Here is a 17174-nt window from a genome sequence, read left to right on the forward strand (position 1 = left end):
GCATGCACCTGGAAGAAGGGGCGGCTAACGCGGGCCGGGGTCGCGCAAGAGGGAGGGCTCCATGAAGGCGGAGTCCGGCGGGTACCAGGCCCATGCGCCCGGCGTGGACCCTGGTGGGCGGGTGGACTCTGGCGTCGCGAGCGACAGCACGCCCTTGTCGAAGAGCGCCTCCAGCGGCGCGAGCGGGGGGGCTCCGCGCAGGACGTCGCCCGCGGATTTGCCCAGCACCCGTGGCAGCAGCGCCTGTTCCTCCCCGCCCAATTGATCATCGCGGTAGTCGGACCGGAAGCGTCCACTGGCCGCGTCGAGCCGACGCACGGTGGGGCTCAGCCGCACGACCAGGTCCTCGAACGCCCAGTCAGGCCGCGCGGCGTCCGACTCCAGCCGGGAGAGGCAGGCGCGGAAGCTGGAGGAGAAGGCGGCGCGAGTGAAGGTGCGGCGGATGAGCGCGGAGCCTCGCTGGCAGGCCTCACGCAGCGGCGCTGGCGCGAGCACGTCCTGGAAGATGCGAGCCGCCAGGGAGGCGTAGGCGTCCGGGGCGCCAGCGGCCATCGCCTCGGTCTCGTGGACGAGGATGCCGTGGCCCGGCGGGAGCGCGTGGCGGTTGTTGCCCGCGCCGTTGGTGTAGACGGGACAGCCGTTGAGCACGGACTCCAGCACGTACATCCCGAAGGGCTCCGGGGTGACGTTGTAGGAGAGCCCGAAGCGGGCCTCGCGGACGAGGCGGAAGAGGGCGGGTTGGCTCAGGTGCGGGACGGGCAGCAGCAGGTCCTCCAGCGTCGCGTCCGCGGCCTGAAGTGCCTGGGCGAGCGCGTGCGCCTGGAAGGGGAAGCCGAAGCGGAGCACGTGTTGCAGCATCGCGAAGTCCTGGGCGGCCACCACCAGCCGCACGGGGGGATGGCCGTGCTCGCGGGCTTGCGCGCGCAGGCCCAGGAGGATGGCGCAGACGGCCTGCCAGTCCGCCTTGCCGGGCTGGATGGCGTGGCCCAGCACCTCGCCGCGATCCAGCGCCTCCTGCACGGTCCGGGGCAGCTCGACACCCGGGAGGCGCCCCTCGCCGTCGGGGGACTCCAGGCACGGCAGCGTCGGCACAATCGTGCTCACGTTCGCGGCTGCGCGCGGATCCAGGCACCGCCGCCCGGACCAGTCCGGGGTCAGCAGCAATGACTCAATGGTGTCGTGCATGTAGGGCGACAGCGCCCCGTACAGGTCGATGAGCGGGTTGCCCAGCCACGTCGCAGGGTGGCCGTGGAGGCCGTGGAAGAACACGAACGTCCGCCGCGCCAGCTCGCGGTTGGGCGCGCGGATGCCCAGGCCCATGTCGCAGTAGATGGCCAGGTCCGCGACGGGCCGGGAGTGCAGCGCCAGCACACGCCGCGCGTTCGCCACCGGGATGCCGGAGTCCCCCGCGTTGGGGTAGTGGCGGTTGAAGCGCTCGACGTCGTGGCCGAGCGCTCGCAGCTCCTCCTCCATCCAGGCGTTGATGGCGCCCGCGGCGTTCTGGAACGGCTCCGCCTCCAGGTACAGCCGGGTCCTCGTACTCATGCGACCTCCCGTGGCTTCGAGTCCGAAGGGGGCGGGGACAGCGACGTCAGCGGCCGGTCCGGTTCCTCCACCACCTCCATCAACAGCGCCTGGAGCGCGTCCGCCATCCGCGCGATCGTCGCGGCGTCGAAGAGCTCCGTGCGGTACTCCAGGTGGCCCGTGAGTCCATCCGGGCCGTCCGTCAGCAGCAACTGCAAGTCGTTGAGCAGCAGCCCCAGGTCCGCGTCCAGCGGCTGGATCTCCAGCCCGGCCAGCGTGACCGTGGGCGCGGCGGAGGCGTGGAAGACGTAGCCGAGCGGGCTCAGCGGACGGCGGTCCACGACACCTGGACGCAGCAGCGACACCAGCTCCGCGTGGGGCAGGTCCTGGTGCTCGGAGGACTCCAGGTAGCTGGCACGCACGCGCCGCAGGACCTCTCGGAAGGAGGGGTTGCCGGACAGGTCCGTGCGCAGCAGCAGGTAGCTGGCGAACATGCCCACCAGCGGCTCCAGCTCCGGGCGCGGGCGGTTGGCGTGCACGATGCCCACCACCGTGTCGCCGCACTGGAGTGTCCGCGCGAGGAACGTCTTGAAGGCCGCCAGCCCCAGCAGGAAGGGGGTGACGCTCTCGCGCCGGGCCAGCGAGTGGAACCGGGCCGACAGCGCGGGTGGGAGCGTGAAGCCGTGGCGGCCCTTGTGGAAGGTGCCATCCTCCGGGCGCGGGCGGTCCAGGGGCAGCGACGCCGGCAGCGGCTTCTCCAGGCGGCGGATCCACCAGTTGCGGTGGTGCTCCAGCACCTCGCCGCGCATCCACTCGCGCTGCCAGCGGGTGTAGTCGCGGTAGCTCACGGTGAGCTCCGGCAGCGGCGAGGGCTGCTCGTCGCGGAAGGCGGGGTAGAGCGCAGTCAGCTCTCGCAGCATCACTCCGCCGGACACCTGGTCGGTGAGTGCGTGGTGGACGGCGAGCATGAGGACGTGGCGGCTGTCCGTGACGCGGAAGAGGCGCGTGCGCATCAGCGGCCCGTGCTCCATGTCGAACGGGCGCCAGCCTTCTTCTTCCAGCCGAGACATCAGCGCCTGCTCGCGCGTGTCCTCGGGCAGGGGGCGGAGATCCTCCACGGGGAGTTCCCACTCCGTGGGCGGGGCCACGCGCTGCACGGGCTGACCGTCCACGCTGGGGAAGGTGGTGCGCAGCGGTTCGTGGCGGCGCACCAGTTCTTCAATCGTCCGCCTCAGGGCCTCCACGTCCAGGGGGCCGTCGAGGCGCAGCGGGGTGAGCACCTGGTTGTAGACGCTCGCCGCGCCCATGCGCTCCGGGGACCAGTAGGCGGCCTGTGCGTGCGAGAGGGGGACTTCGCCGTCCTCGGTAGAGGGCGTGATGGGGGGCGGCCTCGCGAGTGAACCGCTGCGTGGGGCCCGGAGCCGATCCGCGAGGCGGGCCACGGTGGTGCGGTCGAACAGCTCCTGAAGCGACACGTCCACGTCGAACACGGCGCGCAGGCGCGCCACCAGCTGCGTGGCGAGTAGCGAGTGGCCGCCCAGGTCGAAGAAGTCGTCGTGGATGCCCACGCGCTCCACACCCAGCAGCTCCGCCCACAGCGTCGCGAGCAGTTCCTCCACCGTGTCGCGAGGCGCGACCTGGAGCGCTGCCCGTGCGGGCGGAGTGCCCGGGACGGGCAGCGCGCGCGTGTCCACCTTGCCGCTGGCGGTGAGAGGCAGTGCGTCCAGGAACACGAACGCCGCCGGCACCATGTACTCCGGCACGCGTGCCTTGAGCATCGCGCGCAGCGGGGCTTCGTCGGGGGACTCGTCTCGCGAGACGACGTAGGAGACGAGTCGGAGGAGGGAGGGAGAGTCTTCGCGAAGGAGGGTGAAGGCGTCGAGGACGGAGGAGTGGTCGCGAAGGAGGGCGGAGACTTCGGAGGGCTCGATGCGGAAGCCGCGCAGCTTCACCTGGGAGTCGAGGCGGCCGAGGAACTCAAGGCGGCCGGAAGGCAGCCAGCGGACGCGGTCGCCAGTGCGGTAGAGGCGCTCACCCGGCTCGCGCGAGAACGGATGGGGAATGAACTTCTCCGCGGTGAGGGAGGGCTGGCCGAGGTAGCCGCGAGCAACGCCAGGGCCGGAGACGAAGAGCTCACCGGGGAGGCCGACGGGGACGGGGCGCAGGAGTGAGTCGAGGACGAAGAGGCGGACGTTGGGGAAGGGAGCGCCGATGGTGGGCTGAGAGGGAATGAGCTGCGACTCGATGGAAGCGCAGACAGTCACTTCAGTGGGGCCGTAGGCGTTGAGCAGGAGGCGCTGGGGGTGGGCCCAGCGTGAGGCGACGGCAGCCGGGAGCGCCTCGCCCGCGGAGATGACGGTGCGAAGGGAGTCGAGCCCCGTGGGGTCTAGCTGCGCGAGGACGGAAGGCGTGAGGGTAACGGCGGAGATGGAGCGGTCGCGGAGCAGGGAGTGGAGGGGCGGCCCTGGGAGGAGTTGCTCGCGAGGAGCAAGGTGGAGGCAGGCGCCAGCGAGGAGGGAAGAGAAGACCTCGCAGACGCAGGCATCGAAGCCGATGGAGGCGAACTGGAGGACGCGGGAGGAGGCGTCGAAGCGGTGCTCGCGGACGGCGGCGAGGGCGGTGTTGGCGAGGCCGCGGTGGGTGAGGAGGGTGCCCTTGGGCTTGCCGGTGGAGCCAGAGGTGTAGATGACGTAGGCGAGCGAATCGGGCAGGGAGCGTGGAGGAGGCGGCTGGGTGGAGCGCGAGGCCACCTGACTCCAATCCGCATCCACGCACACCAGTACTCCGCCGTGCGCCGGCAGCTCATCCGCTAGATGATCCTGGGTGACGACCACGGGAGCGCCGGAGTCGGCGAGCATGAAGGCGAGGCGGTCTGAGGGAAGCGTCGGATCCAGCGGCACCCAGGCGCCGCCGGCCTTGAGGACCGCGAGCATGGAGACGACGAGATCGAAGGAGCGCTCGAGGCAGAGCGCGACGCGGGTCTCGGGACCGACGCCGTAAGCGCGCAGATGCCAGGCGAGCTGGTTGGCGCGTGCGTCGAGCTGCTGGAACGAAAGGGTGTCGTCGCCAGCAGCGAGAGCGGCAGCGTCGGGAGTGCGGGCTACCTGCGCTTCGAAGAGCTGGTGGACGAGGCGCTCCTGGGGGAAGGCCACGTCGCTGGCATTCCACTCCACCAGCACCTGGCGCCGTGCCTCTTCCGTGAAGAGCGACAGCGCGCCCAGCGGCTGGTCGGGCGAGGCGAGCACCGCCTCCAGTGCGGTGCTCCAGTGCGACAGGAGCTGGTCGATGGCTTCCGCGCTGAAGCGCGCCGGGTCATACCCCAGCCGCAGGAGCAGCTGGCGGTCGGGGATGACCATCGCCGCGAGCGGATAGTTGATGCGCTCCAGGAAGCTGATGTCGCGGATCGCCAGGGCGCTGCCCCGCTCGATGACGGACGTGTCCACCGGGTAGTTTTCGAAGACGAGGAAGCTGTCGAAGAGGGACGAGCCGCGCGGCAGCTCGCTCCAGCCCTGCACCTTCACCAGCGGGCTGTGCTCGTGCTGGCGCATCTCCGCCTGCCATGCCTGAAGCTCCTTCAACCACCGCAGCACCGGCACGTCCGGATCCATCCGCACGCGCACCGGCAGGGCGTTGATGAAGAGGCCCACCATGGACTCCACGTCCGTCAGCTCCGGCGGACGTCCGGAGACAGTGGTGCCGAAGACAGCGTCGGTCGTGCCCGCGCAGCGGCCGAGCACCAGGCCCCACGTCGCCTGCACCAGCGTGTTGAGCGTGAGCTGGTGGTCGCGAGCGAACGCCTGGAGCGCCAGGGTCCGCTCCGCGCTCAGGTGGATCTCCCGCTCGCCGGGAGCCAGGGGCGCCGCGTCCGCGCTCACGGGCCGGGCGAGGGGCAGGGGCGTGGGCTCCGTGAAGCCTCGCAGCGACTTGCGCCAGAAGGCCTCCGAACCGGCGTCGTCCCGGCGCTGGAGCCATGCCACGTAATCGCGGAAGGGAGGGCTGGACCGGTCCGGAAGAGGCTCGTCGCGCAGGAGCGCCTGGTAGGTGGTGAAGAGCTCCTGGAACAGCAGGCCCAGGCTCCACCCGTCCAGCAGCACGTGGTGGTACGTCCACACCATGCGCGTGACGTTCTCCTCCAGCCGGATGAGCGCCAGCCGCATCAGCGGAGGCCGGGACAGGTCGAAGCCCTGGGCGCGATCGCGGGCCAGGAAGTCCTCCAGCCGGAGCTGCTGATCCGCCGGGGACGCGTCGCGCCAGTCCAGCTCCAGCCACGGGAGTGGGGCGCGGGCGCTGACCACCTGGAGCGGCTCGGCCAGTCCCTCCCAGAAGAGCGCGGTGCGCAGCAGGGGCTGACGCTCCACCAGCCGGTCCATGGCGCGGTGGAAGGCGTCGCGGTCCAGCGGTGCGTGGAAGGTCCAGGTGAGCTGCTCCAGGTACATGCCCACCTGGGGCTCGAACAGCGCGTGGAAGAGCATGCCCTGCTGCATGGGCGACAGCGGGTAGATGTCCCTCGCGAGCGGCGCCGTCTGGAGGATGCGCTCCAGGGCGCTCGGGGCGAGGCGGGCCAGCGGGAAGTCGGCGGGGGTGCGCCGTTCCGCATCCGTGCCCAGGCGACCGGCGATGATCCTCCGCAGTGCGTCGCCCCAGGCGGTGGCGAGCGCCTGGATGGTGGCGTGGGAGTGGAGCGCTTCGCTGTAGCTGACGAAGAGGTCCATCCGGCCGGAGAGCACGTAGCCGCCTGCCTCCAGCACGTGCGGCCGGCGCTCCGAATCGCCGATGGTGGGGCCCGCGGACTCACGCACCAGGGTGAAGGGGCCCTCGGCGCGCGAGTCCGTGTCGAACTGGCCCAGGTAGTTGAAACTGAGCTCCGCGGCAGGCAGGGCGCGCAGCCGCCTCGCCGCTTCGTCCTCGCGCAGGTAGCGCAGCAGGCCGTGGCCCAGTCCGCGCGACGGTACCTTCGCCAGCGCCTCGCGCACGGCGCGCACCGCGTCTCCCGGGCTGGCCTCCGAGGGGACCTCCAGCAGCGCCGGGTACAGCGCCGTGAACCAGCCCACCGTGCGCGACAGGTCCACGTCGTCGAAAAGGTCCTCGCGGCCGTGGCCCTCCAGGTCCACCAGCTGGCGCGGCTGGCCCGTCCAGGCCGCCAACGCCTGCATCAGCGCCGCGAGCAGCACGTCGTCGATGCGCGCCCGGTACGCGGCCGGCACGTCCTGCAACAGCAGGCGCGTCTCCTCCGCGCTCAGCGACACCGTCACTCCTCGCGCCGACGCGAAGGTGGCGTCACCGCCGGCACCATCCCGGGGCAGCGGGCGCACGCGTGAACGGGACGCGTCCAGCCAGAAGGGCAGCTCCGCCGTCACCGCTGGCGAATGCGCGTGCGCCACCAGCCGCTCCGCCCAGGCCTTGAAGGACGTGCTCTTGGGAGGCAGTGACACCGCGCGCGCCTCCTGGAGCTGCCGGTACACCGTGGCCAGGTCCTCCAGCAGCGTGCGCCACGAGACGCCGTCCACCGCCAGGTGGTGGATGACGAGCAGCAGGCGTCCAGACTTCTCCTCCGACGGGTCCACCAGCGCCGCCGCCACCAGCGGGCCGGCCTCCAGCGACAGGCCGCGCTGCAACTCCCCGGCGACCTGCTCCAGGCGCGTCGCGTCCACCCGACGCACCACCACTCCGCCGGGGCCGGGCTCGGCGCACGTCTGCCGCCAGCCCTCCGCCGTCCGGGTGAGGCGCAGCCGGAGCGCGTCGTGGTGCGCGAGCAGGTGGCCCAGCGCCGCTTCCAGCAGCGGCACTTCCATTGGTTGGCGCAGCTCCAGCACCATGGCCTGGTTGTTGTGGTGCGGTGCCTTCAGCTCGCGCTCCACGAGCCAGCGCTGGATGGGTGTGAGCGGCACCGGACCCACCACCGGCCCCTGCTCCCCGGTGGGCACGTCCGCCGGAACCACCAGCGGCGCAAGCTCCGCGATGGTCGGGTGCTGGAAGAGCTGCCGGGGCGTGAGGCGCAGGCCCACGCGGTGCGCGCGGGCGATGATCTGCAGGCTGACGATGGAGTCTCCGCCCAGCGCGAAGAAGTTGTCGTGCAGGCCCACCTTCTCCCGGCGCAGCACCTTCGCCCAGATGTCCGCCAGCCGCTGCTCGACCTCCGTCCGGGGCGCCACGAACGGTGTCCCCACCGAGCGCTCCAGCTCCGGCGCGGGCAGCGCCCTTCGGTCCACCTTGCCGTTGGACGTGAGCGGCAGGGACTCCAGCGCGACGAGCGCCGCGGGCACCATGTAGTCCGGCAGCCGCTGCTGAAGGTGCTGGCGCAGCGTTTCGATGTCTGGCGTCTGGCCCACGGCGGGCGTCACGTAGCCCACCAGCCGCTTGCCGCCCGGCGCGTCCTCGCGCGCCACCACCACCGCTTCGCGCACGGAGGGGTGCAAGGCCAGCGCGGTTTCAATCTCGCCCAGCTCGATGCGGAAGCCGCGGATCTTCACCTGCAGGTCCAAGCGGCCCAGGTACTCCAGCTGCCCGTCGGCGCGTACGCGCGCCAGGTCTCCCGTCTTGTAGAGGCGCTCGCCGGGGCGCGTGGCGAAAGGGTGCGGCACGAAGCGCTCCGCTGTCAGCTCCGGACGGTGGAGGTAGCCGCGCGCCAGGCCCGGGCCTCCCACGTACAACTCGCCCGGGATGCCCACGGGCTGGGGCTGGAGGCGCGAGTCCAGGACGAAGGTCTGGAGGTCCGGGATGGGCACACCCACGATGCTTCCCGAGCCCCCTTCCGCGTCGGCCGTGTGCACCACGCGGTAGGTGACGTGCACCGTCGTCTCGGTGATGCCGTACATGTTGATCAGCTGGGGCCGCGCGTCCCCGTGCCGGGCGAACCAGGGCCGCAGGCTGGCGAATTCCAGGGCCTCGCCGCCGAAGATGACGTAGCGCAGGGACAGCGCGCCGGGCTCGTCGGAGGTCGCGTCCGCGTGGAGCAGCTGGCGGAAGGCGGAGGGCGTCTGGTTGAGGACCGTCACCCGCTCGCGGCGCAGCAGCGACAGGAAGCTCTCCGGCGAGCGGCTCACCCAGTAGGGCACCACCACCACGCGCCCGCCGTACAGCAGCGCGCCCCACAGCTCCCAGACGGAGAAGTCGAACGCGTACGAGTGGAAGAACGTCCACACGTCCTGTGCGCCGAAGCCGTACCAGGGCTCCGTGGCGGTCATCAGGCGCACCACCTGCTCGTGCGCCAGCTGCACGCCCTTGGGCCGGCCCGTGGAGCCGGAGGTGTAGATGACGTACGCCAGGTTCTCCGGGGCGACTCCCGCGTCGGGGGCGTGGACGGGCTCCGCTTCGAGGCCGCGGTCGTCCAGCAGCACCACATGGGCGCCGTGCGCCGGCAGTGCTCCCTGGAGAGAAGTCTGGGTGACGAGCACCGGGACCCGGGTGTCCTCCAGCATGAAGGCCAGGCGCTCCACGGGGTACGACGGATCCATGGGGACGTAGGCGCCGCCCGCCTTGAGGATGGCGAGCAGGCCCACCACCATGTCCAGCGAACGCTCCACGCACAGCCCGACGAGCGTCTCCGGTCCCACGCCGAAGGAGCGCAGTCGCCACGCGACCTGGTTGGCGCGCGCGTCCAGCTGCCGATAGGTGAGGTGCTGCTCGCCGCAGGTGGCGGCGAGGGCGTCCGGCGTGAGGGCCACCTGCGCCTCGAAGCGCTGGTGCAGGGTGGGGCCTCGTGCGAAGCCCTCGCGCGGGGTGTTCCACTCCACCAGGTGCTGGTGGCGCTCGGCTTCGGTGAGCAGCGGCAACTCCGCCACGCGCCGCTCCGGGTGGGCGGTGACGTCGCGCAGCAGCACCTCCAGGTGCCCAAGCATCCGCTCCGCGGTGGCCGGCTCGAAGAGGTCGGCGTTGTACTCCAGTCCCAGCTGCTGGCCCTGCTCACTGTCGGTGACGTAGAGGGTGAGGTCGAACTTGGCGGTGCGCCCCTCCACGGGCAGCGGGCGCATCGTCAGCCCCGGCAGGGCCCGCTCCAGCTCCAGGCCGTGCTGGTGGACCAGCATCACCTGGAACAGCGGCGTGCGGCTCAGGTCGCGCTCCGGCTGGAGCACCTCCACCAGTCGCTCGAAGGGCACGTCCTGATGGGAGAAGGCGCCCAGCACCGCCTCGCGCGCCTGGGCGAGCAGCTCGCGGAACGAACGCTCGCCGTCGATGCGGGCACGCAGCACCAGCGTGTTGATGAAGAGGCCGATGAGCCCCTCCAGCTCCGGGCGCCCGCGGCCGGACACCGGCGTTCCCACGCCCAGGTCGTCCTGGCCTGAGTAGCGGAACAGCAGCGCCTGGAGCGCGGCCAGGTACGTGGTGAAGGGCGTGACGCCCTCTCGGCGGTGGAATGCTCGCAGTGCGTCCGACAGGTCGCGCGGCAGCCGGCGGGTGGCCACCGCACCCCTCGATGTGACGAGCGCGGGACGCGGCCGATCCGTGGGCAGCTCCAGCGCGCGGGGCATCCCGTCCAGCTGCTGGCGCCACCAGCCGAGCTGCGCGTCGAGCACATCACCCTGGAGCCAGGAGCGCTGCCACACAGCGTAGTCCGCGTACTGCACCGGCAGCGGCGGCAGCGGTGAAGGTTCGTCGCGCAGGAAAGCGTCGTGGAGCACGGCCAGCTCGCGCAGGAGCACCTCCAGCGACCAGCCATCGGAGACGATGTGGTGCAGCGTCAGGAGCAGCACGTGGCGCAGGGATTCCAGGCGCAGCAGCGTGACGCGCATCAAGGGGCCACGGGCGAGGTCGAAGGGCCGGTGCGCCTCTTCGACGGCGAGCCTGCGCGCCTCCTGCTCGCGCTCCGTCGCGGGCAGCGCCTCCAGGTCCACCACGGTGAGGGGCGCGGTGGCCTCCGCGTGCACGCGCTGCTCTCCGCCGTGCTCGCCTTGGAGGAACGTCGTGCGCAGCGGCTCGTGGCGCCGGATGAGTTCCTGGAAGCAACGCTCCAGCAGGCCCACGTCCAACTCTCCCTCCAGCTCCAGCGCGGCGGGGATGTTGTAGAGCGGGCTGCCGGGCTGCCACTGATCCAGGAACCACAGGCGCTGCTGGGAGAAGGACAGGGGCAGCGCGCCGTCGCGCGGCACGGGGCGAGGGGCCGGAGCGGAGCCTTCCTCGGGAGTCCGTGCGTCCACCAGGACTGCGAGCTTCGCGACCGTGGGCGCGTCGAAGAAGGCGCGCAGGGGCAGCTCCACGCCGAAGGTCTCCTGCACGCGAGCCACCAGGCGTGTGGCGAGCAGGGAGTGGCCACCGAGCGCGAAGAAGTCGTCGTGCGGGCCCACGCGCTCCAGCCGCAGCACGCGAGCGAAGAGGCCGCACAGCAGTTGCTCCGTGCGGGTCCGTGGCGGGGCGGAGGTGCGCGTCGCCTCCAACGCGGTGGTGGGCGCGGGCAGTGCCCTCCGCTCCAGCTTGCCGTTGGCGGAGAGCGGCAGTGCGGTCATCACCACGAAGGCCGCGGGCACCATGTACTCGGGCAGCCGCTGCTGGAGGTGCTGGCGCAGCGTGGCCGTGTCGGCCTCTTGGCCCGGGCCGGGCACCACGTAGGCCACCAGACGCGGATCGCCCGGCACGTCCTCGCGCGCCACGACCACGGCCTCGCGCACGGCGGGGTGCAGGCCGAGGCAGGCTTCGATTTCGCCCAGCTCGATGCGGAAGCCGCGCAGCTTCACCTGGAAGTCGGTGCGGCCCAGGTACTCGATGGCTCCGTCGGGCCGGTAGCGCGCCAGGTCTCCCGTCCGGTAGAGGCGCGCACCGGGCTGTGTACCGACGGGGTCCGGCACGAAGCGTTCAGCGGTGAGGTCCGGCCGGTGGTGGTAGCCGCGCGCCAGGCCCAGGCCTCCAATGTAGAGCTCGCCCGGGATGCCCACGGGCACGGGGCGCAGCCTCGCGTCGAGGACGTGCAGACGCAGGTTCGTGATGGGACGGCCAATGGGGACCGTGCGCGACGGGTCGCCGTGCTCGCACGTCCAATGCGTGACGTCGACTGCCGCCTCCGTGGGGCCGTAGAGGTTGAACAGCCGCGCCGGCAGCCGCTCCAGGCAGCGCCGCGCGAGGTCCGCGGGCAGGGCTTCGCCGCTGGAGAAGATGCGCTGGAGGGAAGCGCAGGACTCCAGTCCCGGCTGCTCCATGAAGACCTGGAGCATGGACGGCACGAAGTGCAGCGTGGTGATGCGCTCCTCGGCGATGGTGCGCGCCAGGTAAGCAGCGTCCTGGTGGCCTCCGGGGCGAGCCATCACCAGCCGCGCGCCGGTCATCAGCGGCCAGAAGAACTCCCACACGGAGACGTCGAAGCCGAAGGGCGTCTTCTGCAGGACGGCGTCACCGGGTGTGAGCGAATAGGCGGACTGCATCCACGCCAGCCGGTTGTGGATCGCGGCGTGGGTGTTGAGCGCGCCCTTGGGCCGGCCGGTGGAGCCCGACGTGTAGATGATGTACGCGGCGCCCTCGGGCGCGATGGTTACGTGGTGACGGTGATCAGGCGCGCGCGCGACGGTGTCCCAGTCCGAGTCCAGGCACACCACGCGCCCGGAGGTCGCGGGCAGCGCGGGCTTCAGAGTCTTCTGGGTGAGGAGCACCGGGGCCTTGGCGTCCTCCAGCATGAAGGTCAGTCGCTCGGCCGGATACGACGGATCCATCGGCACCCAGGCTCCACCCGCCTTGAGGATGGCGAGCAGGCCCACCACCATCTCTAGCGAGCGCTCCAGACACACGGCCACCGGCACTTCCGGGCCCACGCCCAGCGAGCGCAGGTGGTGCGCGAGCTGGTTGGCGCGGGTGTCCAGCTCCCGGTACGTGAGCCGCTGGCCTTCGAACATGACCGCCGGTGCGTCCGGCGTGCGGTCCACCTGTGCCTCCACGAGCTCGTGCAGCCTCGCTCCGGCCGGTGCCTGCGTGCCGGTGTCGTTCCACGCCACGAGCAGCGTCTGGCGCTCTGCGGGCGTCAGCAGCGGCAGCTCGGAGAGGGGCGCTTCCGGCCGCGCCACGATGCCGGTGAGCAGCTCCTGCAGGTGGCCGGCCATGCGGGCCACCGTGGCCGTGTCGTAGAGGTCGGTGTTGTATTCGAAGGAGAGGCCCAGCCCTTCGGGATGGTCGGTGAAGGCCAGAGACAGGTCGAAGCGCGCGGTGTGGCCCTCCACCTCCAGCGGGAGCAGGGTGAGGCCCGGCATCGCGCCGGTGAGCTCCAGCCCCTGCTGGTAGATGATCATCACCTGGAAGAGCGGCGAGCGGCTGGGGTCGCGCTTCGGCTGGAGCGCCTCCACCAGCTTCTCGAAGGGCACGTCCTGGTGCGCGAGCGCGCCGAGCGTGGACTCGCGCGCCTGGGCGAGCAGCTCCCGGAAGGAGAGCCCCGGCCGTGGCCGCGCGCGCAGGACCACGGTGTTGATGAAGAACCCGATGAGCCCTTCCAGCCCCTGCTGCTCACGGCCCTCCACGGGCGTACCGAGCGCGAAGTCCTCCTGGCCGGAGTAGCGGTGCAGCAGCACCAGCGTGGCCGCCAGCAGCGTCACGAAGGGAGTGACGCCCTCGCGGCGGTGGAAGGCGCGCAGGGAATCGGAGAGGGCGCGCGACAGCCGGGTCTCGCTCACGGCGCCGCGGTGGCCCTGGGTCGCGGGCCGGGGACGATCCGTGGGCAGCTCCAGCGCATGGGGCATCCCGTCCAACTGCTGACGCCACCAGCCGAGCCGCGCGTCGAGCACGTCGCCCTGAAGCCAGGAGCGCTGCCACACGGCGTAGTCCGCGTACTGCACCGGCAGCGGTGGGAGCGGTGACGGCTGTCCCCGCTGGAAGGCGTCGTAGAGCGCGGCCACCTCGCGAAGCAGCACCTGGATGGAGCGATCATCCGAGACGATGTGGTGCATCACCCCGAGGAGCACGTGCTCCTGCTCCTCCAGCCGCAACAGCGTGAGCCGCAGGACGGGTCCCTCCGACAGGTCAAAGGGCCGCTGCGCTTCCGCGTCGGCGAGCCTGCGCGCCTCGGGCATCCGCTCGGCGGTGGGCAGGCTGCTCAGGTCGATGACTTGAAGCGGAATGGAACGCGCCGGGTGGATGAGCTGATGGGGCTCCTCCTCCGTGGAGTCGAAGGTGGTGCGCAAGGATTCGTGACGGCGGATCAGCTCGTCGAAGGCGGACTGGAGCGCGGGGAGGTGGAGGGCGCCGAGGAGTCGGAGCGCGGAGGGGACGTTGTAGAAGGCGCTCTGGGGCTGCCAGCGGTCGAGGAACCAGAGTCGCTGCTGGGCGAAGGAGAGAGGCGGGGGCGCGCCATCGCGAGGTGTGGGGCGAAGCGGAGGCGCGGAGGAAGAGAAGGAGGAGTCGCGAAGGGCGTCGAGGCGCTGGGCGAGGAGCGCGGGAGAAGAGGCCTCGAAGAGAGCGCGAAGGGGCAGCTCCAGGCCGAGGGCTTCGCGCACGTGGGCGACGAGGCGGGTGGCGAGGAGTGAGTGGCCACCGAGGGCGAAGAAGTCGTCGTCGATGCCGACGCGCTCCAGCCGCAGCAAGCGAGCGAAGAGGCCGCAGAGGAGGGCCTCGGTGCGCGAGCGGGGCGGGACGAAGGATGCGGCGCGAGAGGCGTCTGCGTCGGGGAGAGGAAGTGCCTTGCGGTTCACCTTGCCGTTGGAGCTGAGGGGCAGGGCGTCGAGGAGGACGAAGGCCGAAGGCACCATGTACTCGGGCAGGTGCGAGGCGAGCGACGCGCGGACTTCGGAGACGTCGAGAGGCAGGCCCGGGCGCGGGCAGAGGTACGCGACGAGACGCGCGTCACCGGGGGAGTCCTGGCGAACGAGGACGACGACGTCACGCACGGCGGGCAGCTGGCGCAGAGAGGCTTCGATTTCGCCCAACTCAATGCGGAAGCCGCGCAGCTTCACCTGGAAATCGATGCGGCCCAGGAAGTCGAGGGAGCCGTCAGGCAGCCAGCGGACGCGGTCACCGGTGCGGTAGAGGCGCGCGCCAGGCGAGGAGGAGAAGGGGTCCGGAATGAAGGAGACGGCGGTGCGAGAGGAATCGAAGAGGTAACCGCGGCCGACACCTATGCCCGCGACGAAGAGCTCCCCGGGGATGCCGAGGGGGCAGGGGCGCAGGAGCGAGTCGAGGACGTAGAGGCGGGTGTTGCAGACGGGGCGTCCGATGGGGACGACGGAGGAGGCGGGAGGTGTGGAGAGGAAGGCGTGGGTGACGTCGTCGGAGCACTCGGTGGGGCCGTAGGCGTTGACGAGGGGAATGGAGGGCCAGGCGAGGAGCCAGCGGCGGGCGGTTTCGGCGGGAAGCGCCTCACCCGTGGGAAGCATGAAGCGCAGGTGCGAAAGGGCGGGACGCGCGGAGCCGCGAGAGTCCGCCTCTTCGAGCAGGGCATTCAGCAGCGAGGGCACGGACTCGACGATGGAGACGGCGTGAGCCTCCAGCGCGTCAAGCAGTGAAGCGGGAGAGTGAGCGACGTCATCGCCAAGCACCAGCGTCTGGCCACCGACGAGCAGGGCAACGAAGGACTGCCAGACGGAGATGTCGAAGCACTGGGAAGCCGTCTGGGCGACGACGTCCTTGGGCCCGAGGCCGAGTGCAAGCACCTTGGCATGCAGGTGGTTGAGCATGCCGCGCTGCTCGACCATGGCGCCCTTGGGGGTGCCGGTGGAGCCAGAGGTGAAGATGACGTAGGCGAGGTGCGAAGGAGACGCGCGAGGAGCGAGACGCGAAGAGGGAACGTCCGCGTTCAGGGAAGCTTCGAGCGAGAGGACGCGAGGACGTGCACCCTCAGGAATCAGCGCGAGGGCTGAAGCCAGCAGCGGCGCGAAGACATCCGCGACGAGGACGAAGGGAGCGCGGCTGAGGGAGAGAATCTGGGCGAGGCGCTGGGGCGGATGGAGCGGATCGAGGGGCAGCCAGGCAGCGGCGGCCTTGAGGACGCCGAGGTTGGAGGCGACGAAGTCGCAGCTACGAGGGGCCAGCAGGGCGACGAGGGAATCAGGCTGGACGCCAGAGGCGACGAGGAGGTGGGCGAGGCGGTTGGAGCGAGCGTCGAGGGCGCGGTAGCTGAAGGAAGAAGACGCGTCGCGGACGGCGACGGCGTCGGGAGCGCGGTCTGCCTGGGCCTCGAAGAGCTGATGGAAGCAGACGTCGAGAGGGACGTCAGCGTGGGTGCGGTTGAAGTCGAGGAGCACCTGACGCTGCTCGGCCTCGGGCATGAGGGGCAGTGAAGCCAGGGGCGCTTCGGGGCGCGCGACAGCGGCCTCCAGTACCGTGCGCAGGTGCTGGGTGAGGCGCGCGATGGTCGCCTCCTCGAACAAGTCGGTGCTGTACTCCACGTGACCGACGAGCCCGCCTCGCTCCACCTCCACCAGCGACAGGGTGAGGTCGAACATCGACCGGCCCGCGGTGCTCTTGATGGCCTCCAGCGCCAGGCCTCCCAACTGGGGACGGCCCTGCGGCTTCTGGAGGATGAGCATCACCTGGAACAGTGGCGTGTAGCTGAGGCTGCGCCGGGGCTGGAGCTCCTCCACCAGCTTCTCGAAGGGCACGTCCTGGTTGTCGAACGCGCCCGTCGCGGCCTCGCGCACCCGGCCCAGCAGCCCCAGGAAGGTGGGATCGCCGGACAGGTCCGTGCGCAGCACCAGCGTGTTGAGGAAGAAGCCGATGAGGCCCTCCAACTCGGCCTGGCTCCGGCCGGCGCTGGGCGTGCCCACGCAGACCTCGTCCTGCCCCGAGTACCGGTGCAGCACCGTCTGGAAGGCCGCGAGCAGCACCATGTAGAGCGTGGCTCCGCTGCGCCGGCCCAGCGCCTTGAGCTGCTCCACCAGCGCGGCGGGCAGCTCCACTCGCAGCTCCGCCCCCTGGAACGTCTGCACGGCCGGACGCGGCAAGTCCGTGGGCAGCTCCAGCACCTGCGGCGCTCCGCTCAGCCGCGCCTTCCAGTAGTCCAGCTGACGCCGCAGGGTCTCGCCCTCGCGTCCCTGCTGCTGGCGCGCGAAGTCCGCGTACTGCAATGGCAGCGCCGGGAGCACCGGCGCGGTGCCGGCGACGAAGGCCTCGTAGAAGACGCCCACCTCGCGGATCAGCACTTCGATGGACCAGCCGTCGGAGACGATGTGGTGCATCGTCAGGAGCAGCACGTGCTCCTCCGATGACAGCCGCAGCAGCCGGGTGCGTAGCAGCGGTCCGCGCGTCAGGTCGAACGGCCGTCGCGCCTCCTCCGCCATTCGCTTGCGCGTCTGCTCCTCGCGCTGCTCCAGCGGCAGGCCCGTCAGGTCCTCCGGTGCCAGCGCCAGCGTCAGTGACGGCTCCGCCACCTGCACGGGCTGACCGTCCTGCTCCATGAAGCGCGTCCGCAGTGATTCATGGCGCTCCACGAGCGCGTTGAAAGCGCGCCCCAGGGCCGTCTCGTCCAGCGGCCCGCGCAGGCGGAACGCGGCCGGGAGGTTGAACAGCGTCGTCCCGGGCTCCATCCGATCCAGGAACCACAGCCGCTGCTGAGCGAAGGACAGCGGCGACGGTTCGGACGCCGCGCGCGCGGGCCTCGGGGCTGGCGGAAGGTCCAGCGCCGGCGCACCGGAGGCCTGCTGCCGCTCGGCCATCTTGCGCAGCAGTTGCTCGCGCTTTTCGGGAGGAAGGTGGGCGATCCGGTTGCGAATGTCGCTCATGGTGCTCGGTCGGTGAAGAAGGTGGGGCGA

The 17174-nt window shown here is 71.2% G+C and carries 2 protein-coding genes; both read right to left on the minus strand.

The annotated features are described in order from the left end of the window. Positions 1–24 precede the first annotated feature (24 nt). The gene (locus tag GTZ93_RS09195) at positions 25–1545 is read right to left on the minus strand and encodes a glycosyltransferase (RefSeq protein WP_139915064.1); all 1521 of its coding nucleotides are present in this window, start codon (positions 1543–1545) and stop codon (positions 25–27) included. After that, positions 1542–17144 (minus strand): non-ribosomal peptide synthase/polyketide synthase, encoded by a 15603-nt coding sequence (locus GTZ93_RS09200; RefSeq protein ID WP_161662738.1) that lies wholly within the window; start codon positions 17142–17144, stop codon positions 1542–1544. Before GTZ93_RS09200 ends, GTZ93_RS09195 begins: the two co-directional genes overlap by 4 nt. Positions 17145–17174: the final 30 nt, after the last annotated feature.

Origin of the sequence: Corallococcus exiguus, from assembly GCF_009909105.1 — a bacterium.
Classification (GTDB): Bacteria; Myxococcota; Myxococcia; order Myxococcales; family Myxococcaceae; genus Corallococcus; species Corallococcus exiguus.